Source organism: Micromonospora coerulea, from assembly GCF_016598485.1.
GTDB classification, from domain to species: domain Bacteria; phylum Actinomycetota; class Actinomycetes; order Mycobacteriales; family Micromonosporaceae; genus Micromonospora; species Micromonospora coerulea.
The window spans coordinates 41673-66540 of the sequence record NZ_JAEMUW010000026.1; the positions used below are offsets into that span (position 1 = coordinate 41673).

A 24868-nucleotide genomic window follows, 5' to 3' on the forward strand; every position below is an offset into this window, starting at 1 on the left:
TTGTCAACGCACTCCACCGGAGAGCTGCACCAGGACGACGAGATCGGTCGCGAGCAGGAATACGTCTCGATGCTCTACGACCGGCTGGACGGCATGCGCGACCAGGCCGCCGACCGGCTCGCCGCCGAGCTGCGTACCACCGGCGGCACGCTGCAGGCCCGCTCCCAGCGGGACTCGGCCGTCCAGATGTACGCCGACCAGGTCGAGCAGTACTCGGCGGTGGAGAACGGCCTCTGCTTCGGCCGCCTCGACGGCGGCGACGGCTCCGCGCGCTACATCGGCCGGATCGGCATCTTCGACATTAGCGGCGACTACGACCCGCTGCTGATGGACTGGCGGGCGCCGGCCGCCCGGGCGTTCTACCTCGCCACCGCCGCCAACCCACAGGGCGTACGCCGGCGGCGGCACCTGCGCACCCGGCAGCGGAAGGTGACCGGGCTCAACGACGAGGTGCTGGACCTCGCCACCGCCTCCCCCACCGCCCACGAGGAGGTGACCGGCGAGGCGTCCCTGCTCGCCGCGCTCAACGCCGGACGGACCGGCCGGATGCGCGACATCGTCGAGACCATCCAGGCCGAGCAGGACCGGATCATCCGGGCCGACCTGCCCGGAGTGCTGGTCGTCCAGGGTGGCCCCGGCACCGGCAAGACCGCGGTGGCGCTGCACCGGGCCGCGTACCTGCTCTACACCCACCGGCAGCAGCTCTCCAGCCGGGGCGTGCTGCTGGTCGGGCCGAACGCCACCTTCCTGCGCTACATCTCCCAGGTGCTGCCCACACTGGCCGAGACGGGCGTGCTGCTGCGTACCCCGGCGGACCTCTTTCCCGGGGTGAGCGCCCGGCGGAGCGAGCCGGCGGAGACGGCGGCGCTCAAGGGCCGGGCGGTGATGACCGAGGTGCTCGCCGCCGCGGTACGCGACCGGCAGTGGGTGCCGGACGAGCCGCTGGAGATCGAGCTGCCGCAGCGGGAGCTGCTCACCCTCGATCCGGCGACCGTCCGGGAGGCCCGGGAGCGGGTCCGCCGCTCGGGCCGCCCGCACAACCTGGCCCGGGCGCTGTTCGACATCGAGATCGTGCACGCGCTCGCCGCCCAGGTCGCCGAGCGCATCGGCGCCGACCCGCTCGGCGGGGAGAACCTGCTCTCCGAGGCTGACCTGGCCGAGATCCGCCGGGAGCTGCGCGAGGAGCCGGAGGTGCGGGCCGTGCTGGACGAGCTCTGGCCGGTGCTCACCCCGCAGCGGCTGCTCGCCGACCTGTACGCCGCGCCGGACCGGATCGCCACCGCCGCCCCGATGCTCACCGAGGCGGAGCGGGCGTCGCTGCACCGGGAGCCGGGCGGCTGGACGCCGGCCGACGTGCCGCTGCTCGACGAGGCCGCCGAGCTGCTGGGCGAGGACGAGCGCGCCGCGACGGCCCGCCGGGAGCGGATCCGCGCCTTCGAGCGGGAGTACGCCGAGGGCGTGCTGGAGATCTGGCGGGGTTCCCGCTCCATCGACGTCGAGGACGAGGCGGACGGCGGCGAGATCCTCGGCGTCACCGACCTGATCGACGCCGACCGGCTGTCGGAGCGGCAGGAGGAGTCCGAACGGCTGACCACGGCCCAGCGGGCCGCCGCCGACCGGAGCTGGGCCTTCGGGCACGTCATCGTCGACGAGGCGCAGGAGCTGTCGCCGATGGCCTGGCGGCTGCTGATGCGCCGCTGCCCGAGCCGCTCGATGACGATCGTCGGCGACGTGGCGCAGACCGGCGCGCTCGTCGGCACCCCCTCCTGGCAGGAGGCGCTGGAGCCGTACGTGGCCCGGCGCTGGCGGCTGGAGGAGCTGACCGTCAGCTACCGGACCCCCGCCGAGATCATGGCGGTCGCCGCCGAGGTGCTCGCCGAGATCGACCCCGCGCTCCGGCCGCCCCGGTCGGTCCGCGCCAGCGGCCTGCCGCCGTGGGACCGTACCGTCGAACCGGACCGGCTCGCCGTCGAACTGGTCGAGGCGACCACGCGGGAGGCGTCCGGTCTCGACGACGGGCGGCTCGGCGTGATCGTGCCCGCCGGCCGGGTGGCCGAGCTGGGCGCCGCGGTCACCGCCGCCCTGCCCGAGGCCGCGGTCGGCGAGCAGCCGGAACTGGAGAACCGGGTGGTGGTGCTCACCGTCGGGCAGGCCAAGGGGCTGGAGTTCGACTCGGTGCTGGTGGTGGATCCGGAGCGGATCGTGGCCGAGTCCCCGCGCGGGCACAGCGACCTCTACGTCGCCCTCACCCGGGCCACCCAGCGCCTCGGCATCCTCCGCCCCGCCTGACCGGCCCAGGTGGTGGCCTCCGGGGCGGAGGCCACCACGTCCTGGTGGACCGTGCGGTCGGCCGGCTCAGCCGGGGTTGGCTTGGTCGTTGGTGAAGTTGCCGACCTGGCTGCCGTTCGACGACGCGTCGCTGGTCGAGCCGCCGGCCGGGGTGCTCAGCCCGCCGGTGGTGGCGTCCCCGGTGGTGGTCGGGGCGACCTTGCCCGGGTGCCGCTCCGGCTGCCGGGCGACCCGGCGCGCGCTGGCCGGGCCGGCGGTGCCGCCGGTCGTGGTGACCGCACCCTGACCCCGGGTCGGTCCGCCGTCCCGGAGGACCTGCGGATCGATCCGGACATGCGCCGGGTCGTCCGGGTCCAGTTCCTGGCGCACTCGCTCCACGTCGGTCTGCGGCACCGTGACCTCGTCGAGCGCGCCCTTGCCGTACACGCCGCCGGCGATCCGGTCCTCGGCCCGGCGGGCGGCGTCCTGCCGGATGTCGTCCTCACGCACGTCAACCACCTCGCAGCTCTCTCGGATCTTTCTGCGTGCCCGACGACCCGCCGGCCAAACCCCCGGATCCGGTCGTCCCCCGGGGTTCACCGGGACGACTCCCGCCGCTCGCCCGCCCGCCGTTCCGGTTGCCCATGCTGACCGGCGGGTTGGCGGGAACTGCCCGCCCCCGAAGGGACAACGCGTGCGAGCCGTACGCCGTACCGCCATCGCCGCCCTGGTGGCGGCGACCGTGACCATCGGGCTCCCGGCCCCCGCCGAGGCGACCCCGCAGCCAGACCGGGGCTTCGACCTGCAGGCCCACCGCGGTGGCCTCGGGCTGCGGGTGGAGAGCACCCTCGCCTCGTTCGGCAACGCCCTCCAGCTCGGGGTGAGCACCCTCGAATTGGACGTTCAGCTCACCTCCGACGGGCAGGCCGTGGTCACCCACGACCGGAAGGTCAGCGGCGCCAAGTGCGTCGACACCGCACCGGTGACCCCGGGTGACCCGAAGTTCCCGTACGTCGGCAAGTACGTCAACACGCTCACCCTGGCCCAGGTGCGCACCCTGGACTGCGGATCGAAGACCCTGCCCGACAAGCCCGGCCAGCTCGCCGTGCCCGGTGCCCGGATGCCGCTGCTGCGGGAGGTCTTCGCGCTGGTCAAGCGCTACCACGCGGACGACGTGACGCTCAACGTGGAGACCAAGGTGGAGGCCGGCGCGCCGTCCGAGACCGCGCCGCGTGAGCAGTTCGTGCAGGTCACCGCGCGGGAGATCCGCGACGCCGGGATGCTCCGGCAGGTGAGCATCCAGAGCTTCGACTGGGGCTCGCTGATCCGGATGCGCCAGGTCGAGCCCCGGCTGCCCCTGGTGGCGCTGACCAACTACGACTTCCTCCAGGTCGGGCAGCCCGGCGCCTCGCCGTGGCTCGGTGGGCTGGACATCGACGACTTCGGCGGGGACCCGATCACCGCGATCCGCAGCTTCGGTGCGTCCGCGTTCTCCCCGGTGCACGGCTTCCCGCAGGACGGCCGGGTGACCGACCCCGGCTACCGGCCGTACGTGACGAAGGAACTGGTGGCGCACGCGCACCGAAACGGGATCAGGGTGATCCCGTGGACGGTGGACGACGTGCCCACCATGGCGAAGCTGATCGACGACGGCGTGGACGGCATCATCACCGACTACCCCGACCGGCTGCGCGGGCTACTTGCCGTACGCGGCTACCGGCTCCCCCGGGCGTACGCGTCGCCGTTCGACATCCAGGCCCACCGGGGCGGACGGTCCACCCGGCCGGAGAACACGCTGCCGGCGTTCGCGCACGCGCTGGAGAACCGGGCCATCTCGACCCTGGAGCTCGACACCGGTGTCACCGCCGACGGGCACCTGGTGGTGCTGCACGACCGGGCGATCAACGGCTCGCACTGCGTCGACACGGCTGCGGTGCGGCCCGACGACCCGGCGTACCCGTATGTCGGGAAGCTGGTGCACGAGCTGACCCTGGCCCAGGTCAAGACGATCGACTGCGGGTCGAAGACGCTGGCCGAGTTCCCCGACCAGGTGGCGGTGCCGGATGCCCGGATCCCCACCCTCGACGAGGTCTTCGCGCTGGTGAAGGCGAGCGGCCGCAACGACGTCCGGATGAACATCGAGACGAAGATCAGCCCGTTGGTGGCGGACACCGAGGCGTACCCGAGCTTCACCCGCAAGCTGGTCGGCGCGATCGAGCGGGCCGGCTTCACCCGGCGGGCCACCATCCAGTCCTTCGACTGGCGCACCATCCGGTACGCCCACCGGCTGAACCCGCACCTCGACACCGTGGCCCTGGTCTGGCAGTACGGCCCGGCCGAGTGCGCCAGCCTCGCCGACGAGTGCTCGCTGCGCGCGGTGTACGACGACCCGACGGTCAAGAGCCCCTGGACCGCCGGCCTGGACTGGTGGCGGCACGAGGACCTGGGCGCGCTGGTCCGGGAGTCGGGCGCGACCACGGTGTCGGCGAACTGGCAGGTGCACGACCCGGCCCAGGGGACGGTGGCCGCGACCGACTGGTACCTGCGGGAGAACCCGGCATACTTCCACGGACCGGACGTCCGCACCCTCCAGGGCCGGTACGGGCTGACCGTGGTGCCGTACACCGTCGACGACGCGGCGGTGATGCAGCGGGTCATCGACCTCGGCGTCGACGGCATCATCACCGACGACCCGGAGTTGCTGATCCCGGTTGCCATCCGCAACGGTCTGCGCTGAACCGAGCGTCGCGGCTCCGGTGGAGGCGACATCCGACCGGCCGGCGGGTGTTACCTCTGCCGGGGCCACGGGTAGACCGGGGTTGCCCGCGCCATGAACGCCAACCGTGCCGTGGCCGAAACGCGGTAGCGGGGCGAGGGACAGCAGGGAACGACTCATCGCATCCTGAGGAGGACCAGATGAGCACGCAGGCTGCATCCACCAGGCCCATGAACCGGCCGATGCAGGACGCGCCCAACCGGGCGGCAATGCAGGAAGCTCCGACCCGTCCGATGCCGATGATGCACGACGGGCAACGGGAGCAGGCAATCAGCGCACCGGGCACCGAGACCAAGCCGTCGTTCGCGACGACCGAATTCTGGGTCTACATCGCGTCGATCGCCGGTGTGCTGCTGGCGTCCTACCTGGTCGGCAAGAACGCGGCCGGAGTGGACATCTTCCGGGCCCCGCAGGCGTGGTTCTTCATCACCCTGCTGACTCTCGGCTACCTGGGTAGCCGCGGTCTGGCCAAGGCCGGCAGCAACTTCCGCAGCGGCGACGAGCGCAAGCCCCGCCACTGAGTGAGCAGGACCGGAGAACGACGGTGGCCCCGGGAGCTGTCCCAGGGCCACCGTCGTCGGTCGCGTTACTCGAAGTCGCCGCCGAAGTCACCGAAGTCACCCTCGAAGGCGTCGGAGATCAGCTCGCCGGCGACCAGGCCGCCGGCCACGCCGAGCGCGGTGCCCGCCACCAGGCCACCCATCCCGGGACCCCGGCCGTGGCCGTGCGGGGCGCCGAAGCCGCCGGCGCGCAGGTTGCCGTAGCGGGAGGTCGTCTCGCGCAGCCAGCCGTCGACCACCTGGACCCAGTCGGTCCGGCCGGCGTCGGTGTGCGGAACGGCGTACCGGCCGACGACGTCGTGCCCGGCGCTGAGGAAACCGCCCCGCTTGTCGCACTCCAGGATCACCTCGACGCCCCGCTGGCTGGTCACGAAGGTCAGCTCGACCTCGGTGACCGTCCGGGCGTACTGCGGCGCGGCGAAGAACTCGATCTCCTGGTAGAACGGGAGCGTCTGCTGCACGCCACGGATGTGACCGCGTTCCAGGTCGGCGTGCTTGAACCGGAACCCGAGCGCCTGGAAGGCGTCGAGGATCCGCTCGTGGATCGGCAGCGGGTGCACCGCGACGTGGTCCAGGTCGCTCTTGTCCACCGCGCGGGCCACCGCCAGCTCGGTCCGCAGCCCCATCGTCATGCCGTGCAGACGCTGGCCGTACACGTCGGTCACCGGGGTCTCCCACGGCACCGGGAGCTGGAACGGGATGGCGAGCTGCTGCTTCGGGGCCAGCTCCAGCGGCCCGCTCACCGCCATCCGGTGGAACTCCATGACGCCGGCGTACTCGGAGTCGCCGCCCTCGATCTCGACCCGGGTGACCAGGCCGAGGGTGATCTGCTCGATGCTTGCCGGCACGTCACCGCCGACGAGGTTGACGTGCCCGTCGAGGGTGAGCCCGGGTCGGGTGTTCGGGTTGGTCAGCACGGTGTCGACGCTGGGACCGCCCACGCCGAACGCGCTCAACATCTTCTTGAAGACCATCGGTCACTCCCCGCCGGACGGCGCTCCACCATGGAACGTCGGACGCTTGCTCAGCCGACCCTAACCCGGGCCGCTGTGAAGTGCCTGTGAGCAGCGCCGGGTCGGGGCCGGAAACCAGATCAGTCCGCCTCGACCACGATCAGCTCACCGACCTGCTCACCGATCTGGCGGCGGCCCTCCGCCGGCAGCCGCCCGTCGGTGATCAGCACGTCGGCGTCCTCGAGCGGGGCGATGGTGGCGATGCCGATCGTCTCCCACTTGGTGTGGTCGGCCAGCACGACGAGGCGACGGGCGGAGCTGATCAGCCGCCGGTTGACCGCCGCCTCCAGCAGGTTCGGCGTGGTGAACCCGGTGCGCGGGCTCATCCCGTGCACACCGAGGAAGAGCAGGTCGACGTTGAGGGCCGCGATCGCCGCCTCGGCCACCGGCCCGGTCAGCGCGTCCGACGGGGTACGGATGCCCCCGGTGAGCACCACGGTCTGGTCGGCGCGCGGGTTCTGGTAGAGGGCGTCGGCGACCGGGATCGAGTTGGTCACCACGGTGAGCCCGCGGACGTCGGCCAGCCGCGCCGCGAGGGCGGCGGTGGTGGTCCCCGCCGAGAGCGCGATGGCCATCCCCGGCTCGACCATCGTCGCGGCCCGCTCGGCGATGGCCCGCTTCTCCGTCTGCTGGCGGATCGACTTGGCGGCGAAGCCGGGCTCCTCGGCGGAACCCGGGCCGGCCAGGGTCGCTCCGCCGTGGACCTTGTCGACCAGGCCCCGCTCGGCGAGCACCTCCAGGTCCCGCCGGATGGTCATGTCCGACACCCCGAAGCGGCTGACCAGGTGGCTCACCCGGACGCCGCCGCGCTGCCGGATCAGCTCCAGGATGGCGCTCTGCCGTTGCTGGGCGAGCATCGGACCTCCTTCGACCGCACGGGTTGACGGGGCGGGGATCAGGCGACGGCTTCCTCGCGGACCACGGCCACCTCACCGGCCGGTACCACCAGTTCGCCCGCGCAGCGGACGCCGCCGAGCAGCTCGGCGCCGGTCACCGCGAGCCGGGCGTCGGCGTCGGTGTGGTTGATGACGAAGAGCCAGCTCCGGTCGGTGTCGCGGCGGCGGACCACCTCGACGCCGGGCGGCGCGGCCGCCGGCGGGCGCGCGCCGGACTCGGCGAGCAGCCGGGCCACGAGGCGGTCGGTGGCCGCCTCGTCGAGCCGGGTGCCGACGTACCAGGCGGCGCCGGCGCCGACCGCGTGCCGGGTCAGCGCGGCCACCCCGGGCAACGGCCCGTCGGCGTACGAGGCGAGCACCTCCGCCCCGTCGGCGTGCAGCCACTCGGTCCACACGTCGGCGGTGGAGCCGTCGTCGAGGCGGACCCGCTCCCCCTCCCGCAGCGGGAAGAACTCCTCGGTCCGGACGCCGAGCAGCTCCCGGAACGCGCCCGGGTAGCCGCCGAGGCGGATGTGGTCGTGCTCGTCGACGATCCCGCTGAAGTAGCTGACCAGCGCGGTCCCGCCGCCCTCGACGTACCGGCGCAGGGCGTCGGCGTCGGCGTCCCGGACCAGGTAGAGGGTGGGTGCCAGCACCAGCTTGTAGCCGGAGAGGTCGGCCGACGGGTGCACCACGTCGGCGGTCACGCCGGCCCGCCAGAGCGCGCCGTGCAGGGCGGCGAGCCGATCGGCGTACGTGACGTCGACGCTGGGGTGGGAGTCGAGTTCCGCGCCCCACCAGGCCTCGTAGTCGAACAGGATCGCCACGTCGGCGTCCACCCGGCTGCCGCGGATCTCGGCCAGCGCCTTCAGGTCGGCGCCGAGCCGGCAGACCTCGCGGAACACCTTGGTGTCGGGGCCGGCGTGCGGGACCAGCGCGGAGTGGAACTTCTCGGCGCCGGCGCGGGAGGCCCGCCACTGGAAGAAGAGCACGCCGTCGGCGCCGCGCGCCACGTGCGCCAGGCTGTTGCGGCGCAACTGGCCGGGCGTCTTGGCGACGTTGCGCGGCTGCCAGTTGACCGCGCTGGTGGAGTGCTCCATCAGCAGCCACGGGTCGCCGCCGGCGACGCCCCGGGTGTGGTCGGCGGAGAGCGCCAGGTTGACCTGCGGCTGCGGGTCGGCGGCGGTGAGGTAGTGGTCGTTGGCGACCAGGTCCACATCGGACGCCCAGGAGTGGTAGTCCAGGTACTTGATGCCGGTGCCGATCATGAAGTTCGTGGTGACCGGCTGGCGGACCAGTCGGTGCAGCAACTCCCGCTCGGCGCGGAGCTGGGCCCGCTGCTCGTCGGAGGAGAACCGCAGGAAGTCCAGCTGCTGGGTCGGGTTGGCGAAGGTGGGCGCGGTCCGCGGCGGGTTGACCTCGGCCCAGTCGTGGTAGCGCTGGCTCCAGAAGGCGGTGCCCCAGGCGTCGTTGAGCGTGGCCAGGTCGCCGTAGCGGTCGCGCAGCCAGCGGCGGAACGCCTCGGCGCTGACGTCGCAGTAGCAGTGCACGTTGTGGCAGCCCAGTTCGTTGGAGACGTGCCACATCACCACGGCCGGGTGCTCGGCGTACCGGCCGGCGACCGCCTCGACGAGGGCCAGCGAGCGCTCCCGGAACACCGGCGAGCTGGGGCAGTACGCCTGCCGGCCACCGGGCCAGAGGACGGCGCCGTCGGCGCGGCGGGGCAGCGTCTCCGGGTGCCGGTGGGCCAGCCACGGGGGCGGGCTGGCGGTGGCGGTGGCCAGGTCGATCCGGATCCCGCCGTCGTGCAGCACGTCGAGGGCCCGGTCCAGCCAGCCGAACTGGAACTCGCCGGGCCGGGGTTCGAGCAGCGCCCAGGAGAAGATGCCGACCGAGACCAGGTTGACCCCGGCCTGGCGCATCAGCGCGACGTCCTCGGCCCAGGTCTGCTCTGGCCACTGCTCAGGGTTGTAGTCGGCCCCGTACCAGATGCCATCGCCGTGCCAGCTCCGCATGAGAGCAGAGCGTGCCCCTCGACGACACCCAAGTCAACACTTTCCAACATCGACTGCCATTCCAACGTTTACCTTGTCCCAGCCGTGTCACGACTGGGTTATCACTGTCTTTCGACCCCCTTGACAGCGCCGTACGGAGGGGTAGCTTGACGAGCCACCGGCTGTTTGTGTTCGGACATGTGGATTCACGGTGGATCTATCCCTGCCCGCGCGAACACCGTTCCCCGCCACCACTCACGGCCCTTGGGCGCAGCGCACCTCTTCCACGCAGGAGGAACAGATGTCCCGTCCCCGCTCGCAAGCCGAGTACCTTGCTCGGCTCGTTCCCCCGTCCGTCGCCGGCCTGAACCGCCGCTCGCTGCTCGCCGGCGCGGCCGGCACCGGCGCGCTGCTGGGTACGGGCCTGCTCGCCGGCTGCGGCGACTCCGGCTCCGGCTCCGGATCGGACTCCAAGACGGTCTCGGTCGGCTCGAACCAGTCGGACCCGAAGCCGAAGGATGTCATCGCCAAGGTGATGGCGGGCTTCCAGACCGCGTCCGGCATCCAGCCGGCGGTCAACACGGTCGACCACAACACGTTCCAGGAGAACATCAACAACTACCTGCAGGGCAAGCCGGACGACGTGTTCATGTGGTTCGCCGGCTACCGGATGCGCTTCTTCGCCGCCAAGGGCCTGGCCGGCGACGTCAGCGACGTGTGGGGCAAGCTCTCCGGCTACTCGGACGCGTTCAAGAAGGCCTCCACCGGCGACGACGGCAAGCAGTACTTCGTGCCCGCGTCGTACTACCCGTGGGCCGTCTTCTACCGCAAGTCGGTCTGGCAGCAGCGCGGTTACCAGGTGCCGAAGACCCTGGACGAGCTCAACATTCTCGGCGCCCAGATGAAGAAGGACGGCCTCAACCCGATCGCCTTCGCCGACAAGGACGGCTGGCCGGCGATGGGCACCTTTGACATCCTCAACCTGCGGATCAACGGCTACCAGTTCCACATCGACCTGATGGCCGGCAAGGAGGCGTGGACCTCCGACAAGGTGAAGAAGGTCTTCGACGCCTGGGCCGGGCTGCTGCCGCTGCACCAGCCGGACGCGCTGGGCCGCACCTGGCAGGAGGCCGCCCAGTCGTTGCAGCAGAAGAAGAGCGGCATGTACCTGCTCGGCCTCTTCGTCGCCCAGCAGTTCAACAACGACGAGCAGGACGACCTGGACTTCTTCACCTTCCCGGAGATCGACTCCACGATCGGGGCGAAGGCCCTGGACGCGCCGATCGACGGCTACATGATGGCCCGCAAGCCGAAGTCCGAGGCGAACGCGAAGAAGCTGCTGGAGTACGTCGGCTCGAAGGACGCCGCGAACATCACGGTGAAGAACGACCCGAGCACCCTGGTCGCCAACACCGGTGCGGACACCAGCGGCTACACCGCCCTGCAGAAGAAGGCCGCCGACCTGGTCGGCTCCGCCACGGAGATCGCCCAGTTCCTCGACCGGGACACCCGGCCGGACTTCGCCTCGACCGTGATCATTCCGGCGTTGCAGCAGTTCATCAAGAACCCGAAGGACATTGGCGGGCTGCTGACCAGCATCGAGAACCAGAAGAAGTCGATCTTCACCGACTGACGACGGCGAGAGGGGAAGGACACGTGTCCGACCTGCCCCTGATCCAAGCGGATCGCGCCGTGCCGCCGCCGGCCGCGACCACCTCCACGGGTGGTCGTGGCCGCCGGCTACGGCTGCTGTCCCGCACCGACCGCGTGGTCGTCACGCTGATGGTGCTCGTACCCCTGCTGCTGGTGGTCGGCCTGGTCTGGCTGCCGTCGGTGGCCACCGTGCTGCTCTCCGGCACCAACTGGGACGGCATCGGCCCGCTCAGCGAGATCGACTGGGTCGGGCTGAAGAACTACGACGACGTGGTGAACAACTATCCGCCGTTCGTGCCGGCAGTGCAGAACAACCTGCTCTGGCTCGGCGCGCTCTTCGTGGTGGCCACCCCGTTCGGCATGTTCCTCGCCGTACTGCTGGACAAGGAGATGCGGGGCAGCCGGTTCTACCAGACAGCGCTCTACCTGCCGGTGGTGCTCTCGTTGGCGCTGATCGGCTTCGTCTGGCAGCTCATCTACAGCCGCGACCAGGGCCTGCTCAACGCCGCGCTCGGCACCCAGACCGACTGGTACGGCGACGCGGACGTCAACATCTGGGCGGTGCTCTTCGCCGCCGGCTGGCGGCACGTCGGCTACATCATGCTGCTCTACCTGGCCGGGCTGAAGGGCGTCGACCCGTCGCTGCGCGAGGCGGCGGCGGTGGACGGCTCCTCGGAGGTCAACACCTTCTTCCGGGTGGTCTTCCCGGTGATGCGGCCGATCAACATCATCGTGCTGGTGGTGACCGTGATCGAGTCGCTGCGGGCGTTCGACCTGGTCTGGGTGATCAACAAGGGCCGCAACGGCCTGGAGCTGATCTCCGCGCTGGTCACCACCAACGTGGTGGGCGAGGCCAGCCGGATCGGCTTCGGCTCCGCGCTGGCGACGATCATGCTGGTCATCTCCCTGGTCTTCATCACCCTCTACCTGACCACCGTGATGCGGGAGGACCGGCGATGAGCACCGCGACGCTGACCCGTGAACCCGCGGCCGCCGCGCCGGCCGGGCGCCGCAAGCCGGTGCGGCCCGCCCGGGTGGCACTACACCTCTTCCTCGGGGCGGTGGCCGTCGGCTGGCTCTTCCCGATCCTCTGGGCGGTGCTGACCTCATTGCGGTCGTACCAGTACACCGCCGCCAACGGCTACGTCTCGCTCGGCGGCTGGACGTTCGACAACTACGTCACCGCGTGGCGAACCGCCGAGTTCGGCAAGCACTTCCTCAACTCGGTCTACATCACCGTGCCGGCGGTGCTGCTCACGCTCTTCCTCGCCTCCTGCGTGGCGTTCGTGATCGCCCGGTTCAGCTGGAAACTCAACATCGTCCTGCTCGGACTCTTCACGGCGGCGAACCTGCTGCCGCAGCAGGCCCTGCTGATCCCGCTGTTCCGGCTCTTCACCCAGGTGCCGCTGCCGGAGTTCATGAGCGACTCGGAGGTGCTCTACGACAGCTACTGGGGGCTGATCCTGGTCAACGTCGCCTTCCAGTGCGGCTTCTGCGTCTTCGTGCTGAGCAACTACATGAAGGCCCTGCCGCACGAGCTGTACGAGGCGGCAATGGTCGACGGGGCGAGCGTCTGGCGGCAGTACTGGCAGGTCACCATGCCGCTCTGCCGGCCGGCGCTGGCGGCGCTGGCCACGCTGGAGGTGACCTGGATCTACAACGAGTTCTTCTGGGCCACCGTGCTGATGCGCACCGGCGACAAGTTCCCGGTGACCAGCTCGCTGAACAACCTGCGCGGCGAGTTCTTCACCGACAACAACCTGGTCTCGGCCGGCTCGGTGCTGGTCGCGATCCCCACCCTGGTGATCTTCTTCCTGTTGCAGAAGCAGTTCGTCCGGGGCCTGACGCTGGGCGCCTCGAAGGGCTGAGGCCCGGCCCACGGATGTCCGGAGGAGCGATATACCTGTCAGGCATAAATATGCCTGACAGGTATATCGCTCATCGTGGTCTGGCCGCCCGGTCCCCTCACCCAGAGTGAGGGAAGGGCGCGCCCGTACCGAGAGACGAGCGAGCATGACGAATTCCACCGTCGTCCACCTGCGCCGGGGCCGGATCAGCCTGGTGCTCGACGCACGCGGCCCGGGGCTGCCCCGGATCGTGCACTGGGGCGCCGACCTGGGCCTGCTGCCCGCCGACGACCTGCCGGCCCTGGTCGACGCCACCATCCCGCCCGTGGTGCCGAGCAGCTTCGACGCGCCGACCGTGCTGTCCCTGCTGCCCGAGGCGAGCGCCGGCTGGAGCGGCCGTCCCGGCCTGGCCGGCCACCGCAACGGACGGGACTGGTCTACCGCCTTCCGCCTCGACCGGCTCGACGTCGCCGACGGCGGCCCGGACCCGAGCCGCGTGGCCGTCGGCGGCGAGGCGGTGGGCGTACCCGAGGAGGACGGTGCGCACGGCGGGCCCGGCGCGGCGCGGGTGACCGTGCGGGCGGCGGACCCGGACGCCGCCCTGTCGCTGACCATCGAGATCACGCTGGACGCGCAGGGACTGCTGACGGTCCGGCACCGGCTGCGCAACGACGGCGACGCGCCCTACGAGGTGCGGGAGCTGACCCCGGTGCTGCCGGTGCCCGCGGTCGCCACCGAACTGCTCGACCTGACCGGCCGGTGGTGCCGGGAACGCGCCCCGCAGCGGCACCCGTGGCCGATGGGCGCCTGGGTGCGGGAGGGCCGGCACGGGCGGACCGGGCATGACGCCACCCTGCTGCTGGTCGCCGGGACGCCCGGCTTCGGCTTCGGCCACGGCGAGGTCTGGGCGGTGCACACCGCGTGGAGCGGCGACCACGTCACCGTCGCCGAGCGCCGTCCCACCGGCGAGGCCACCCTGGGCGGCGGCGAACTGCTCGCCCCCGGCGAGATCCTGCTCGCCCCCGGCGAGGAGTACGCCACTCCCCTGCTGTACGCCGTCCACTCCACCGCGGGGCTGGACGGACTCAGCGACGTGCTGCACACCCACCTGCGCGCCCGCCCCGGGCACCCGCGCACCCCGCGGCCGGTCACCCTCAACGTGTGGGAGGCGGTCTACTTCGATCACGACCTGGACCGGCTGACGCTGCTCGCCGACCGGGCCGCCGAGGTGGGGGTGGAACGCTTCGTGCTCGACGACGGGTGGTTCCGTGGCCGTCGGCACGACCGCGCCGGCCTGGGCGACTGGTGGGTCGACGGCGACGTGTGGCCGGACGGCCTGCAACCGCTCATCGACCACGTCCGCCGGCACGGGATGCAGTTCGGGCTCTGGGTCGAGCCGGAGATGGTCAACCCCGACTCCGACCTGTTCCGCGCCCACCCGGACTGGGTGCTCCAGGCCCCCGGCCGGCTGCCACCCGAGTGGCGGCACCAGCAGGTGCTCGACCTCGCCCACCCCGACGCGTACGCCCACCTGCTCGGGCGGCTGGACGCGCTGCTGCGCGAGCACGACGGCATCGCGTACCTGAAGTGGGACCACAACCGGGACCTCACCGAGGCCGGGCACCACGGCCGGCCCGGGGTGCACGCGCAGACCGTGGCGGTCTACCGGCTGCTCGACGAGCTGCGTGCCCGTTACCCCGGCGTGGAGGTCGAGAGCTGCTCCTCCGGCGGCGCCCGGGTGGACCTGGAGATCCTGCGCCGCACCGATCGGGTCTGGGCCAGCGACTGCAACGACGCCCTGGAACGGCTGGCCATCCAGCGCTGGACCGGGCTGCTCCTCCCGCCCGAGCTGGTCGGGACCCACATCGGACCGTCCCGGTCGCACACCACCCACCGGGTACACGACCTGGGCTTCCGGGCCACCACCGCGCTCTTCGGCCACCACGGCATCGAGTGGGACATCAGCGCGATCAGCGCGTCCGACCGGGCCGAGTTGGCCGCCTGGGTGGCGCTGCACAAGCGGCTCCGCCCGCTGCTGCACGCCGGCCGGGTGGTCCGGGTCGACCACCCGGACCCGGCCGTCCAGGCGCACGGCGTGGTCGCCCACGACGGCTCCCACGCGGTGTACGCGGTCTCCCGGCTGACCACCTCGGCGGCCCAGATCCCCGGTCCGGTCCGCCTGCCCGGGCTCGACCCGCACCGGCGGTACGCGGTCCGGCTCCCGGCCGGGGTGCCGGAGCCGGCGGTGTTGCAGCTGACCGAGCCGGGCTGGACGCCGAAGGGCGTGACGCTCAGCGGCGCGGTGCTGGCGACGGTCGGGCTCCAGCTACCGGCCCTGCACCCCGAGCAGGCTGTCCTGCTGGAGGTCACCGCCGTCGACTGACGTCGGGCGGCCCGTCGAGACGCCGGGGGTCGGAAGGGGACACCAGGGTTGACCCCCGCGCGGCGGGGTAACCGGTGACGATCGCCCGGAAGGAGGACCACCATGGTCAGCGTCGGCTACACCCTGATGTGCGAGCAGGCCGGCCCGAAACAGCTGGTCGACTACGCGGTACGGGCCGAGGCGGCCGGCTTCGACCAGCTCGTGATGTCCGACCACTACTACCCGTGGCTGGACTCCCAGGGGCACTCGCCGTACGCCTGGTCGGTGCTCGGGGCGGTCGCCCACGCCACCAGCCGGGCCGAACTGATGTCCTTCGTGACCTGCCCGATCCGCCGGTACCACCCGGCCGTGGTCGCGCAGAAGGCCAGCACCGTCGGGGTGCTCTCCGACGGCCGGTTCACCCTCGGCCTCGGTGCCGGCGAGAACCTCAACGAGCACGTGATCGGCGGCTGGCCACACGTCCAGCAGCGGCACGAGATGTTCGAGGAGGCCCTGCAGATCATCCGGCCGCTGCTCAACGGCGAGACGCTGACCTTCTCCGGCAACCACTTCGACGTCCCGGACGCGTACCTCTGGGACCGGCCGGACCGCCCGGTGCCGACAGCCATCGCCGCCTCCGGCCGGCAGTCCGCCACCCTCGCCGCCGAGTACGGCAACGGCCTCGTCGCCACCGAACCCGACCCGCACCTCATCCAGATGTACGACGACGCGGGCGGCGCCGGCCAGCCCCGCTTCGGCCAGGTGGCGATCTGCTATGGCCCCGACGAGGCGGAGTGCCGCAAGCTCGTGCACGACCAGTTCCGCTGGTTCGGCCTGGGCTGGAAGGTCAACGCTGACCTGCCCGGCCCGGAGTCGTTCGCCGCCGCCACCCAGTTCGTCAGGGAGGAGGACGTCGCCGAGGGCATCTCCTGCGGTCCGGACGTCGACAAGCACGTCGAGGCGTTCAAGAAGTTCGTCGACACCGGCTTCACCCACGTGGCGATCGTCCAGGTGGGCGGCGACACCCAGCCGATGTTCCTGGACTGGGCGCAGGAGCAGCTGCTGCCCCGACTGCGCGAGCTGTGAGCCTCACCCGGCCCCGACCCCGACCTCGATCGCCGCTGGCGGCGGGGCGACGATCCGGGGCGGCCTCGTCGGCGCCCCACCCGATCTCGCCCGCCGGTCGGTTCGCGCTGGCCGAGCTGCGGCTCGCCCTGGCGGCGCCCCAGCCGGCCGCCGGGCTGACCAGCGAGTTCCGGCTCGTGGCCGGGCTGCGGTCGCACACCCGGCGGTCCGCCGACCCGGGTACCGGCGCGCCGCCGGTGCTGCTGGTGCACGGCCTCGCCGTCTCGCACCGCTACCTCACCCCACTCGCCGTGGCGCTGTCGACCAGGTATCCGGTGTACGTCCCGGACCTGCCCGGCTTCGGGTTGACCGAGCGCCCCGGCACCGCGTACGACGTCGCCCGGCACGCCGCGTACCTGGCCGCCTGGCTCGCCACGTACCGGCTGGGGCCGGTCTGCCTGCTCGGGCACTCGTTCGGCGCCGAGGTCGCCGCCCGGCTCGCCGCCGACCGGCCCGATTTGGTGCACGCCCTGGTGCTCGCCGGCCCGACCAGCGACCGGGCGGCCCGGTCCCGGCGCGGTCAGTTCGGGCGGTGGTTGGTGGACACCCTGCGGGAGGCCCCGGCGCAGGCACCGATCCTGCTCCGCGACGTCTGGGACGCCCGCCCGTGGCGGGTCTACGCCACGCTGACCCACTCGGTCCGCAACGCGATCGAGGCGGATCTGGTGCGGATCGCCGCGCCGACGCTGGTGGTGGCCGGGGCCCGCGACCCGGTGGTCCCGGCGGCCTGGCGGGAGCAGGTGGCCCGGCTCGTCCCCGCCGCCCGCACGGTCAGCGTGCCGGGCGCCGCGCACAACGTCGCCACCACCGCACCGGCGCAGGTGACCGACGCGATCCGCGCCCTGCTGACCCCCGCGCTGAAGGGCTGAATCCATGCGCATCGGCAACGTGGAGATCCGTCCCCTCGGCGGGGGCCTCGGCTGCCTCCTGATGATCCTCTTCTCGCTGGTCGCCTCGATCGTGCTGACCGTCCTGCTCAACCTGCTGCTCTGAGCTGCACCGCGACCCCGCGGCAACGGCCGCAGCCCCGGTCAGCCGGCGGTCAGGGCCAGCTCGGCGACCACCGGGTAGTGGTCGGAGGCCCGGTCGGCGTCCCCGTCCCGGACCACCCGGACCCCGCGGGACAGCGCGGCCACCGCCGGGGTGGCCAGCAGGTAGTCCAGGCGCATCGCGGCGAACTCGGCCCCGCCGTGCCGGGTCGGCACGGTCAGCCCGTCCGGCTCGGCGCCGCCGGAGCGCGGCCACAGGTCCACCAGGCCGGCGTCGAGCAGTCGGGACACCGCGCGGGTGTCGACCGTACGGCCGTCCCGGCGCAGGTGCCGGCGCTGGTACAGGGCGGGCAGCCCGGCCAGCCGCGCGGTGTGGTCGACCGTCGGGTCCAGGGTGTTGAGGTCACCGGCGAGCAGGGCCAGCGGGCCGCCGGAGCGCCGCAGCGCCGCGGCCAGCCAGTCGGCCTCCATCCGCCGCCGGCCGCCGGAGTACGGGTTCAGATGGGTGCTGAACACGGTCAGCGGCCCGGCCTGCGTGGCCACCGCCACCCGGGCGGCCGCGTGGTGGAACGGCCGGCGTACCGGCCCCGCGGAGAGCACCCGCAGCGACGGGCGGACCAGCACCGCGACCGGCTGGCCGAAGCAGGACCGGGCCAGGTGCGGCGCCATCCCCAGCCGGCCCGCCAGATCGGCCAGCAGGCCGCCCCGGTCGAAACCCCGCAGCTCCTGCAGGGCGAGCACGTCGGGCCGCTGCGCGGTGACGACCCGCACCACCCGGTCCAGCCGGTCGGTCCCGTCACGGTCCCGGCCGCCCGTCCTGATGTTCCAGGTCATCACCCGCAGCATCGGCGCCGGTCAGTCCTCCCGGCCGGCCCTGGCCAGCTCGTCGTCCAGCTCGTGCACCTGCCCCGACCCGATCGCCGGCCGGTTGCCCTGGTGCACGTCGGCGTTGGGCCGCACCACCCAGTAGAGCAGGCCGATCCAGAGCGCGCCGAGCAGGATCGCGCCCATGAAGTCGGTCGGGTGGTGCATGCCCCGGTACATCCGCGAGGTGGCCACACCGACCGGCATGATCACCGCCAGCGCCACGAACAGCCAGCGCCACCAGCGGTCGGTACGGGCGAACACGATGATCGCCATCGCGCTCCACAGGCAGATCGTCGCGGCGATGTGCCCGGACGGGAAGGACGAGGTCGGCATCTGGCCGTCCAGGTTCTGTACCGGCGGTCGGGGCCGCTCGACCACCCGGGCCGAGGCCAGGAAGAGGCTCAGCTCGCCGAACATCGCCAGCACCACGAAGAGCACCGGCCGCCAGCGCCGCCAGATCGCCAGCACCAGGGGGCAGAAGACCAGCGACACCAGCAGGATCGCGTGGGTGTCGCCGAACTTGCTCCACCACCAGCTCAGCTCCGTCAGCGGGTCGGTGCGCCGCTCGGCGAACCACTGCGGCACCTCGGTGTCCAGCGTGGCGAGGAAGGTGCCCTTGGCGTGGTAGCTGACGAACATCCCGAAGCCGTACAGCGCGCCGAACACGATGACCCAGCCGACCAGCAGCTCGGCGATCGCGGAGCGGGGGTGCTCCAGGACGTGCTCCTCGGCCGGCGCGGGACTGATCTCCTCGCCCGCCTCCGGCTCCAGGCCCTCGGTCAGCGGCGGCACCGGCCGGCCCCGCTCGCGGCGCCAGAGCTGGAAGGCGTACGCGGTGACGCCCAGCCAGGCCGCGCCGAGCAGCCAGCCGCCGAGCACGTCGGAGACGAAGTGCACGCCCAGCGCGATCCGGGTCAGCCCGACCAGCGCCACCAGCACCGCCGCGATCGCGATGGCGGGCTTACGCCACCGGGGCGCCATGGCCGGCAGGAAGACCAGCAGCAGCGCCCCGTACGCGACGAAGGAGCCGAGCGCGTGACCGCTGGGGAAGCTGTTGCCCGGGGCGTGGGTGATCGGCACGTCGACCACCGGCCGGAGCCGGCCGACCAGTGCCTTCAGCGACGGGTCGAGGATCAGCCCGCCGACCCCGGTGATGATCAGGTAGACCGCCAGCCGGGACTGGCGGCGGATCAGCAGGCTGACCACCGCGATGGTGACCAGCCAGATCAGCACCGGCCGGCCGCCCAGGTCGGTGACCGCCTGCAGCACGGTGACCAGGGGGTGGTGCGGCGCGACCAGGCCGTTGAACCACTCGGCCGCCTCGTGGTCGGCGTCGTAGAGCGGACCCCACCTGAACCGGACGAGCATCAGCAGCAGGCCGAACCCGACCCCGCCACCGGCGATCACCAGCAGCCCGGCGATGCTCCGCTCGGCGAAATGGCCCAGCGGCCGTCGCGTCGTCTCCTTGAGCGCGGTCACCCCGCACCTCCCTCGTCTTCTGCGAGGCGCGCAGTACCCGATTCCGGCTCCGCGTACACGCCCGGCGCGCCGCGGAGGGGCTCAGAGCGCGGTCATCCCGCCGGTGTCGAGGACCTCCTCGCGTTCGGCCTCCGGCTCCCACAGGTCCGGCTGCGCCGGCTCCTCGACGCCGATCCGCATCGCCTCCAGCTGGGCGGCGAAGGCCAGCCCGCCGAAGAGCGCCAGGCCGGTCAGGTTGGCCCAGAGCAGCAGGGCCATCATCCCGGTCAGCGCGCCGTAGGTCTGCCCGAAGCCGCCGCTGAACTTGACGTACGCCGCCAGCAGCAGGCTGGCCAGCCACCAGAGAGCGGTGGCGATGCCGGCGCCGACGAAGAGCCAGGACAGGCCGGGCTGGTTACGCCGGGGCGCGTGCCGGAAGAGTACCGCCACGGCGAGCACGGTGAGCCCCAGGCTCAACGGCCAACGGAGCACGTCCCAGGCGGCGTTGGCGAAGGTGCCCCACTCGTAGTGCCGCTGCACCGAGTCGCCCATCGCCCGGCCGCCGACCAGGATCAGGAAGCCCGTCAGCGCCGGCACGCCGGCGGTGACCGCGAGGACCGCGGCGCGCAGGTACTTGGCCAGAGCCGGGCGGTCCCGCTCCACGCCGTAGATCCGGTTGGCGCCCCGCTCGATCTGGGCCATGGTGGTGGTGAGCGCGATCATGCCGGTCAACAGACCGAGGGTCAGCGCCAGCTCGCCGGCGCGTTCGGTGCGCTCACCGTCGGCGAGCAGGTCCTGCACGACCGATTCGCTCTGCCCCGGGGTGAGCGCGAGCACGGTGTCGGCGACGACCTTGCCGCCCTCCTCGACGCCGAGGTCGGTGATCAGACCGGTGAGCGCGATCAGGAAGGGCACCACGGCCAGGCAGAGCTGCAACGCGAACGCCCGGGAGTGGCTGAACCCGTCGCCGTAGCGGAACCGGACGAAGGCGTCCCGCAGCAGGCGCCAGCCGCCGTGTCGGCGCAGCGTGCGCCAGGCGTCGTCGGCGGACAACTCCTCCTGGGCCATCAGCCGGGTCTCCGGCACCATCCGGGTGCTACTCACGCTGGGCCTCCTCCACCAACTGCTCGCCGCGCTCGGCCGCCGCCCCGGCGTCCACCGACAGGTCGGGGTGCTGCGCGGGACGCGGCACGCAGAGCCAGAGCGACTGCGGCTTGATCTCGGCCTTCAGCGACCGGCCCGGCTCGATCAGGTCGCCGTCGAGCTGCCGGGGCTGGGCGCGGTTGCTGGTGATCTCGACGGTCCGGCCCCTGAAGACCTCCATCCGGGGCACGCTGCCCCGACGGCGCAGCAGGGCCCAGCCCATCGCCAGCCAGTGGCCGAGCGTGCGGGGGGTGAGCACCGCCACGTCGAGCCACCCGTCGTCCGGCTCGGCGTCGGTCAGCAGCCGTACGCCGCCCTGGAGGCGGCCGACGTTGCCGATCAGCACCGACCGCGCCCGGCGGCGCAGCGGCGACCGGTCGTCGATCCGGATGGTGACCCGCATCGGCCGGTCCCGCAGGTGCTTGGCGGCCCCCACGAGGTACGCCGGCCAGCCGATCCGGGCCTTGGTGGCCTCGGACGTGGAGTCGAGCATCTGGGCGTCGAAGCCCATCCCGGCCATCACGGCGAAGCACTGGTCGTCGACCACGCCGACGTCCAACCGGCGCCGGCCGCGCTCCACGGCGACCTCCAGCCCGGCGGCCAGGTCATTGGAGAGACCCAGGTTGGCGGCGAGCAGGTTGCCGGTGCCCAGCGGCAGCACGGCGAGCGTCACGTCGGTGCCGGCGAGCGCGGTCACACAGGCCATCACCGTGCCGTCGCCGCCGCAGGCGAAGACGACCTCGGCGCCGGTCTGCACGGCCTTCTCGGCCTGACCCCGGCCCGGGTCCTCGACGGTGGTCTCGTACCAGGTCGGCTCGGGCCAGCCGGCCGCGGTGAGCGCGCCGTCCACGGTCCGGCGGAACTCCTCCAGATCGGCCACCTTGACCGGGTTGACCACCACGGCCGAACGCGGCCCGTCGGGGCGTGCCGTCGGCTTGTCCTGTCCGCTGTCCACGGCGCCAGTGTGCAGCAAGCCCGGTGCGGCGGCGAGCCGACTGACGGTGATGAGGCGCGCAGCGCCAGAAGGTTTCAGAATCGGTCAGCGTGGCCGCTCGCCCCGGCCGGAGCGCTCGGCCGTCTCGGCGACCCGACGCTGCCGGGTCTCCGCCCGTTTCGCCTGGCTTATCCATTCCAGCGTGGCGCGTCGGGTCGATCGGCGGAAGGCGTCCCAGTGCGCCCGGGCACCGGGGTGGCGGTCGAAAGCGGTCGCCAGGTCGTCGGGAACGATCACCGGGCCAGCCAGTCGCCCCACTGCTCCGCGCACTCCGCGTGGAACCGCTCGGCGTCGTCGGGCATCAGGCCGCCGCCCGCAGCGCCGTCTCCACCCGCCGACGCAGGTCGTCGAGGTCGACGCCGGCCTCGGTGAGGACGAGCGCGGCCAGCCCGCGCCCCTCGCGGAGCAGGCCGAGCAGGATGTGCTCGGTGCCGATGTGGTGGTGGCGCAGCCGGATCGCCTCGCGGAGGGCGAGCTCCAGCACCTTCTTCGAGCGCGGCGAGAAGGGGCCGCCAGAGGGCCGGCGCAGGCCCCACCGGCGGGGCGGGGGCGGCGGTTCCCGCAACGCGTCGGGCCCGAACGACTCCTCGATCCGGGCCACGATGGCGGCCAGGTCGATGCCGATCTCCCGCAGCGCGGCCGCGTCGGCCTCGCCGAGCCCGACGCCACCGCGGGCCACGTGCCGGGCGACAGCCGCCCGCAGGTCGTCGGCGCGGACGTTGAGGTCGGCGAGGACCCGTACGGCCAGGTTGCCGTCGTCGGCGAGGACGCCGAGCAGCAGGTGCTCGGTGCCGACGGGACGCCGCCCCTCGGCCCGGGCCTCGTCCACCGCGCGTCGGACGACGTCGCGGGCGCGGTCGGTGAATCGTTCGAACATCACGCCTCCCAGCTGCCTCGGACCGCCGGTCGCCCGGCGTGCTTCTTGTGGACCGCCTGCCGGCTGACCTCGAGCGCGTCGGCGATGTCCTGCCAGGACCAGCCCTGCCGCCGGGCGTTGTCCACCTGGATCACCTCGAGCCGTTCGAGCAGCCGGCGCAGGGCGAGCACGGCCCGCAGCCCGACCTTCGGGTCAGTGCTGCCGGCGGCCGCCGCGAGTTCCGTCGCCTGACTCATGGCGTCAACTTACGTTGACGTCCGGATCCTGTCAACCCTCGTTGACAGAATCGGTCGCGCGCCACCCCGGGCGGCCACCGACACGCGTCGAGCACACCGGCCGCGACCTGCGGCGGTGTTACGGTCCGCTGGTGTTCCGTCGCCGCTTCCTGGACCGACCCGTCGAGGCGGCGCGCCGGCTGACCGTCGGCCGCGTCACGCTGGAGATCGTCGCCGGCAGCGTGGTCGGGCACCGCTACCTGGAGAACTTCGACGTGCTGCACGTCGACCCGGAGCTGCCGATCGCCGCGGTGGCCGACGGGATGGGCTCGGGCGAGGGCAGCCGGCTCGCCGGCCGGACCGCGATGGACACCCTGGTCGGGCGGCTCCGCACGCGCTGGCCCGGAGTCGGGCCGCGCGAGCTGCGCGCCGCGACGGCCGTGGCGCAGACCCGGGTACGCCAGGCCGGCGCCGGCCTGGCCGAGCTGACCGGCTGCACGATGACCGCCCTGGTCGCCGAGGCCGACGGCGAGCAGGCGTGGATCGTCCAGCTCGGCGACTCGCGGGCCTACCGGCTGCATGGCGGGCTCACGGGGTGAGCGACCAGCTCGACTACCACCGGCTGCGGGACCTGCTGGCCGGCCGGGACCCGGCGCGGGCCGCCCGCGACCTGCTCGCCGCCACCCTGGCCGTGGGGGGCGACGACAACGCCACCGCCGTGCTGGTCCGGGTCCACCCGGCCATCCCCACGCCGCGCTGACCGGACCCCGCCGCCGCCTGGGCCACGGTGCGCAGCCCGCGACTGCTCGATACCCGGGTCTTGGACGGGTGAGCCGGCTCCAGTTCCGCTGACCCGAACCCGCCCCGGGCGGGCACGGCAGCGAATACCGTGGGTGAGGGAAGCATGGTCGTGCCCTACCCGGAGCCGGGGAGGTGAGGCGGGATGGCCGCACCCACCCACGGTGCCGTGGTCGTCGGCGTTGGCGGATCGGAGGAGGACCTCCAGGTGGTCCGGGAGGCCGCCGGCGTCGCCGCCGCACACGGCCGCCCGCTGCACCTGCTGCACGCCTTCAACTGGGCGGCCGCACTGGAGGCACCGTACGTGTCCGGTCCGCGCGCCGCCGCCGAGGAGCTCCTCGAACGGGCCGGGCAGGTCGCCGGCGAGGTCGAACCGGCGGTGCCGGTGAGCGGCGAGATCGTCGAGGGATCGTCGGTCGATGCGCTGATCCGCGCCTCGGACTCGGCGTTCCTGGTGGCGCTCGGTGACGGCGGGATGGCCAACTGCGGCGACTGCGTACCGGCCGACGCGCCGGCCGTGCAACTGGCCGCCCGGGCCGGCTGCCCGGTGCTGGTCGGGCGGCCCGAGCCACCGCCGCCGGGCCCGGTGCTGGTCGGTGTGGACGGTTCACCGAGCGCGGACACCGCGCTGGGCTTCGCCTTCGACCATGCCGCCCGCCGCGGCGCCCGGCTGCTCGCCGTCCGGGTGGTCGAACCCGGCCGCCCCGACGGGGGCGCCGACCTGCTCGAACAAGCCGTGGCACGGTGCGGCCGAGACCATCCCGGGGTGCCAACGGAGTGCCACACCATCGTCGGCGATCCCGACACCGTCATGGTCGAACAGTCCCGGTCGGCGCAGATGTCACTGGTCGGCGCGCGGGGCGACGAGCCGTGGCGGGGCATGCTCGGCGAGGTCAGCCAGTCCCTGCTCTACCACTCGCCGGGCCCGGTGATCGTGGTCCGGGGCATCGACCCGCAATCCGAGGGCCGGGCATGACGCCCGCACGTTCCGGGACCAACGACCCTGAACCGGGACCCGGCGCGGCGGGGAAGCTGGACCGGCCCGAACGGATTC

The 24868-nt window shown here is 72.7% G+C and carries 23 protein-coding genes; 12 read left to right on the top strand and 11 right to left on the bottom strand.

Features of this window, described 5'->3' with window-relative positions:
- Complete coding sequence (locus I8N68_RS26615; protein WP_504739825.1) at positions 1-2289, top strand: HelD family protein; 2289 nt, start codon at positions 1-3, stop codon at positions 2287-2289.
- A 66-nt stretch (positions 2290-2355) separates the two neighbouring features.
- Here I8N68_RS26615 and I8N68_RS26620 read toward each other — a convergent pair whose 3' ends face one another.
- On the bottom strand, positions 2356-2778 hold the full coding sequence (locus I8N68_RS26620) for a hypothetical protein (protein ID WP_200215234.1): 423 nt from the start codon (positions 2776-2778) through the stop codon (positions 2356-2358).
- 184 nt (positions 2779-2962) lie between these two features.
- Between I8N68_RS26620 and I8N68_RS26625 the strand changes: the two genes are divergently transcribed.
- Entirely contained in the window at positions 2963-5005 is a 2043-nt protein-coding gene (locus I8N68_RS26625; RefSeq protein ID WP_307812988.1) for a glycerophosphodiester phosphodiesterase family protein, read from the top strand.
- Positions 5006-5184: 179 nt separating this feature from the next.
- Positions 5185-5565, top strand: a complete 381-nt coding sequence (locus tag I8N68_RS26630; RefSeq protein WP_200215236.1) for a hypothetical protein — start codon at positions 5185-5187, stop codon at positions 5563-5565.
- Between the two features lie 65 nt (positions 5566-5630).
- Here I8N68_RS26630 and I8N68_RS26635 read toward each other — a convergent pair whose 3' ends face one another.
- The 3 genes from I8N68_RS26635 to I8N68_RS26645 form a co-directional block, all read right to left on the bottom strand.
- Positions 5631-6578, bottom strand: coding sequence for a sporulation protein (locus I8N68_RS26635; RefSeq protein ID WP_200215237.1), 948 nt, complete (start codon positions 6576-6578; stop codon positions 5631-5633).
- 119 nt (positions 6579-6697) lie between these two features.
- Positions 6698-7474 (bottom strand): DeoR/GlpR family DNA-binding transcription regulator, encoded by a 777-nt coding sequence (locus tag I8N68_RS26640; protein ID WP_200215238.1) that lies wholly within the window; start codon positions 7472-7474, stop codon positions 6698-6700.
- A gap of 38 nt (positions 7475-7512) precedes the next feature.
- Complete coding sequence (locus tag I8N68_RS26645; RefSeq protein ID WP_200215239.1) at positions 7513-9507, bottom strand: beta-galactosidase; 1995 nt, start codon at positions 9505-9507, stop codon at positions 7513-7515.
- A gap of 280 nt (positions 9508-9787) precedes the next feature.
- On the opposite strand from I8N68_RS26645, the gene I8N68_RS26650 reads away from it, so the two are divergent.
- The 6 genes from I8N68_RS26650 to I8N68_RS26675 all read left to right on the top strand — a co-directional run bounded on the left by I8N68_RS26650 (position 9788) and on the right by I8N68_RS26675 (position 17342).
- Positions 9788-11119 carry an ABC transporter substrate-binding protein gene (locus I8N68_RS26650; protein ID WP_200215240.1) on the top strand — a complete coding sequence of 444 codons (1332 nt, stop codon included), beginning with the start codon at positions 9788-9790 and terminating at the stop codon, positions 11117-11119.
- A 23-nt stretch (positions 11120-11142) separates the two neighbouring features.
- Positions 11143-12099, top strand: coding sequence for a carbohydrate ABC transporter permease (locus I8N68_RS26655; RefSeq protein WP_200215241.1), 957 nt, complete (start codon positions 11143-11145; stop codon positions 12097-12099).
- Entirely contained in the window at positions 12096-13007 is a 912-nt protein-coding gene (locus I8N68_RS26660; RefSeq protein ID WP_200215242.1) for a carbohydrate ABC transporter permease, read from the top strand. The genes I8N68_RS26655 and I8N68_RS26660 overlap by 4 nt, the downstream gene beginning before the upstream one ends.
- A gap of 145 nt (positions 13008-13152) precedes the next feature.
- Positions 13153-15369, top strand: coding sequence for an alpha-galactosidase (locus I8N68_RS26665; RefSeq protein ID WP_200215243.1), 2217 nt, complete (start codon positions 13153-13155; stop codon positions 15367-15369).
- A 102-nt stretch (positions 15370-15471) separates the two neighbouring features.
- Entirely contained in the window at positions 15472-16434 is a 963-nt protein-coding gene (locus I8N68_RS26670) for a TIGR03557 family F420-dependent LLM class oxidoreductase (protein WP_200215244.1), read from the top strand.
- Positions 16431-17342 carry an alpha/beta fold hydrolase gene (locus tag I8N68_RS26675; protein WP_307812990.1) on the top strand — a complete coding sequence of 304 codons (912 nt, stop codon included), beginning with the start codon at positions 16431-16433 and terminating at the stop codon, positions 17340-17342. The genes I8N68_RS26670 and I8N68_RS26675 overlap by 4 nt, the downstream gene beginning before the upstream one ends.
- Positions 17343-17504: 162 nt before the next feature.
- Here the strand turns inward: I8N68_RS26675 and I8N68_RS26680 are convergent, their stop codons facing one another.
- The 7 genes from I8N68_RS26680 to I8N68_RS26710 form a co-directional block, all read right to left on the bottom strand.
- Positions 17505-18308, bottom strand: a complete 804-nt coding sequence (locus tag I8N68_RS26680) for an endonuclease/exonuclease/phosphatase family protein (protein ID WP_200215245.1) — start codon at positions 18306-18308, stop codon at positions 17505-17507.
- Between the two features lie 9 nt (positions 18309-18317).
- Entirely contained in the window at positions 18318-19808 is a 1491-nt protein-coding gene (locus I8N68_RS26685) for a phosphatase PAP2 family protein (RefSeq protein WP_200215246.1), read from the bottom strand.
- Positions 19809-19889: 81 nt separating this feature from the next.
- Positions 19890-20891 (bottom strand): YihY/virulence factor BrkB family protein, encoded by a 1002-nt coding sequence (locus tag I8N68_RS26690; protein ID WP_200215247.1) that lies wholly within the window; start codon positions 20889-20891, stop codon positions 19890-19892.
- The gene (locus I8N68_RS26695) at positions 20884-21885 is read right to left on the bottom strand and encodes a diacylglycerol/lipid kinase family protein (RefSeq protein ID WP_200215248.1); all 1002 of its coding nucleotides are present in this window, start codon (positions 21883-21885) and stop codon (positions 20884-20886) included. Before I8N68_RS26695 ends, I8N68_RS26690 begins: the two co-directional genes overlap by 8 nt.
- An 84-nt stretch (positions 21886-21969) precedes the next feature.
- Entirely contained in the window at positions 21970-22161 is a 192-nt protein-coding gene (locus tag I8N68_RS26700; RefSeq protein ID WP_200215249.1) for a YdeI/OmpD-associated family protein, read from the bottom strand.
- A 64-nt stretch (positions 22162-22225) separates the two neighbouring features.
- The gene (locus I8N68_RS26705; RefSeq protein WP_200215250.1) at positions 22226-22801 is read right to left on the bottom strand and encodes a Clp protease N-terminal domain-containing protein; all 576 of its coding nucleotides are present in this window, start codon (positions 22799-22801) and stop codon (positions 22226-22228) included.
- Entirely contained in the window at positions 22801-23037 is a 237-nt protein-coding gene (locus I8N68_RS26710) for a helix-turn-helix domain-containing protein (RefSeq protein WP_200215251.1), read from the bottom strand. The genes I8N68_RS26705 and I8N68_RS26710 overlap by 1 nt, the downstream gene beginning before the upstream one ends.
- A 131-nt stretch (positions 23038-23168) precedes the next feature.
- Here I8N68_RS26710 and I8N68_RS34040 point away from each other — a divergent pair, with 131 nt between their 5' ends.
- From I8N68_RS34040 to I8N68_RS26720, 3 genes are all read left to right on the top strand, one after another.
- A complete protein-coding gene (locus I8N68_RS34040; protein WP_307812991.1) occupies positions 23169-23615 on the top strand; it encodes a PP2C family protein-serine/threonine phosphatase in 447 nt (148 codons plus the stop codon).
- Positions 23612-23776, top strand: a complete 165-nt coding sequence (locus I8N68_RS33215) for a hypothetical protein (RefSeq protein ID WP_234040639.1) — start codon at positions 23612-23614, stop codon at positions 23774-23776. The genes I8N68_RS34040 and I8N68_RS33215 overlap by 4 nt, the downstream gene beginning before the upstream one ends.
- Before the next feature lie 183 nt (positions 23777-23959).
- Entirely contained in the window at positions 23960-24790 is an 831-nt protein-coding gene (locus I8N68_RS26720; RefSeq protein ID WP_200215252.1) for a universal stress protein, read from the top strand.
- The last annotated feature ends 78 nt before the right edge of the window (positions 24791-24868 follow it).

What these genes read in the sequence shown, in the direction of transcription:
- I8N68_RS26630 (WP_200215236.1), top strand. Translation starts at nt 5,185, where the DNA reads ATGAGCACGCAGGCTGCATCCACCAGGCCCATGAACCGGCCGATGCAG.
- I8N68_RS26635 (WP_200215237.1), bottom strand. Translation starts at nt 6,578, where the DNA reads ATGGTCTTCAAGAAGATGTTGAGCGCGTTCGGCGTGGGCGGTCCCAGC.
- I8N68_RS26640 (WP_200215238.1), bottom strand. Translation starts at nt 7,474, where the DNA reads ATGCTCGCCCAGCAACGGCAGAGCGCCATCCTGGAGCTGATCCGGCAG.
- I8N68_RS26645 (WP_200215239.1), bottom strand. Translation starts at nt 9,507, where the DNA reads ATGCGGAGCTGGCACGGCGATGGCATCTGGTACGGGGCCGACTACAAC.
- I8N68_RS26650 (WP_200215240.1), top strand. Translation starts at nt 9,788, where the DNA reads ATGTCCCGTCCCCGCTCGCAAGCCGAGTACCTTGCTCGGCTCGTTCCC.
- I8N68_RS26660 (WP_200215242.1), top strand. Translation starts at nt 12,096, where the DNA reads ATGAGCACCGCGACGCTGACCCGTGAACCCGCGGCCGCCGCGCCGGCC.
- I8N68_RS26665 (WP_200215243.1), top strand. Translation starts at nt 13,153, where the DNA reads ATGACGAATTCCACCGTCGTCCACCTGCGCCGGGGCCGGATCAGCCTG.
- I8N68_RS26670 (WP_200215244.1), top strand. Translation starts at nt 15,472, where the DNA reads ATGGTCAGCGTCGGCTACACCCTGATGTGCGAGCAGGCCGGCCCGAAA.
- I8N68_RS26680 (WP_200215245.1), bottom strand. Translation starts at nt 18,308, where the DNA reads ATGCTGCGGGTGATGACCTGGAACATCAGGACGGGCGGCCGGGACCGT.
- I8N68_RS26705 (WP_200215250.1), bottom strand. Translation starts at nt 22,801, where the DNA reads ATGTTCGAACGATTCACCGACCGCGCCCGCGACGTCGTCCGACGCGCG.
- I8N68_RS26710 (WP_200215251.1), bottom strand. Translation starts at nt 23,037, where the DNA reads ATGAGTCAGGCGACGGAACTCGCGGCGGCCGCCGGCAGCACTGACCCG.
- I8N68_RS26720 (WP_200215252.1), top strand. Translation starts at nt 23,960, where the DNA reads ATGGCCGCACCCACCCACGGTGCCGTGGTCGTCGGCGTTGGCGGATCG.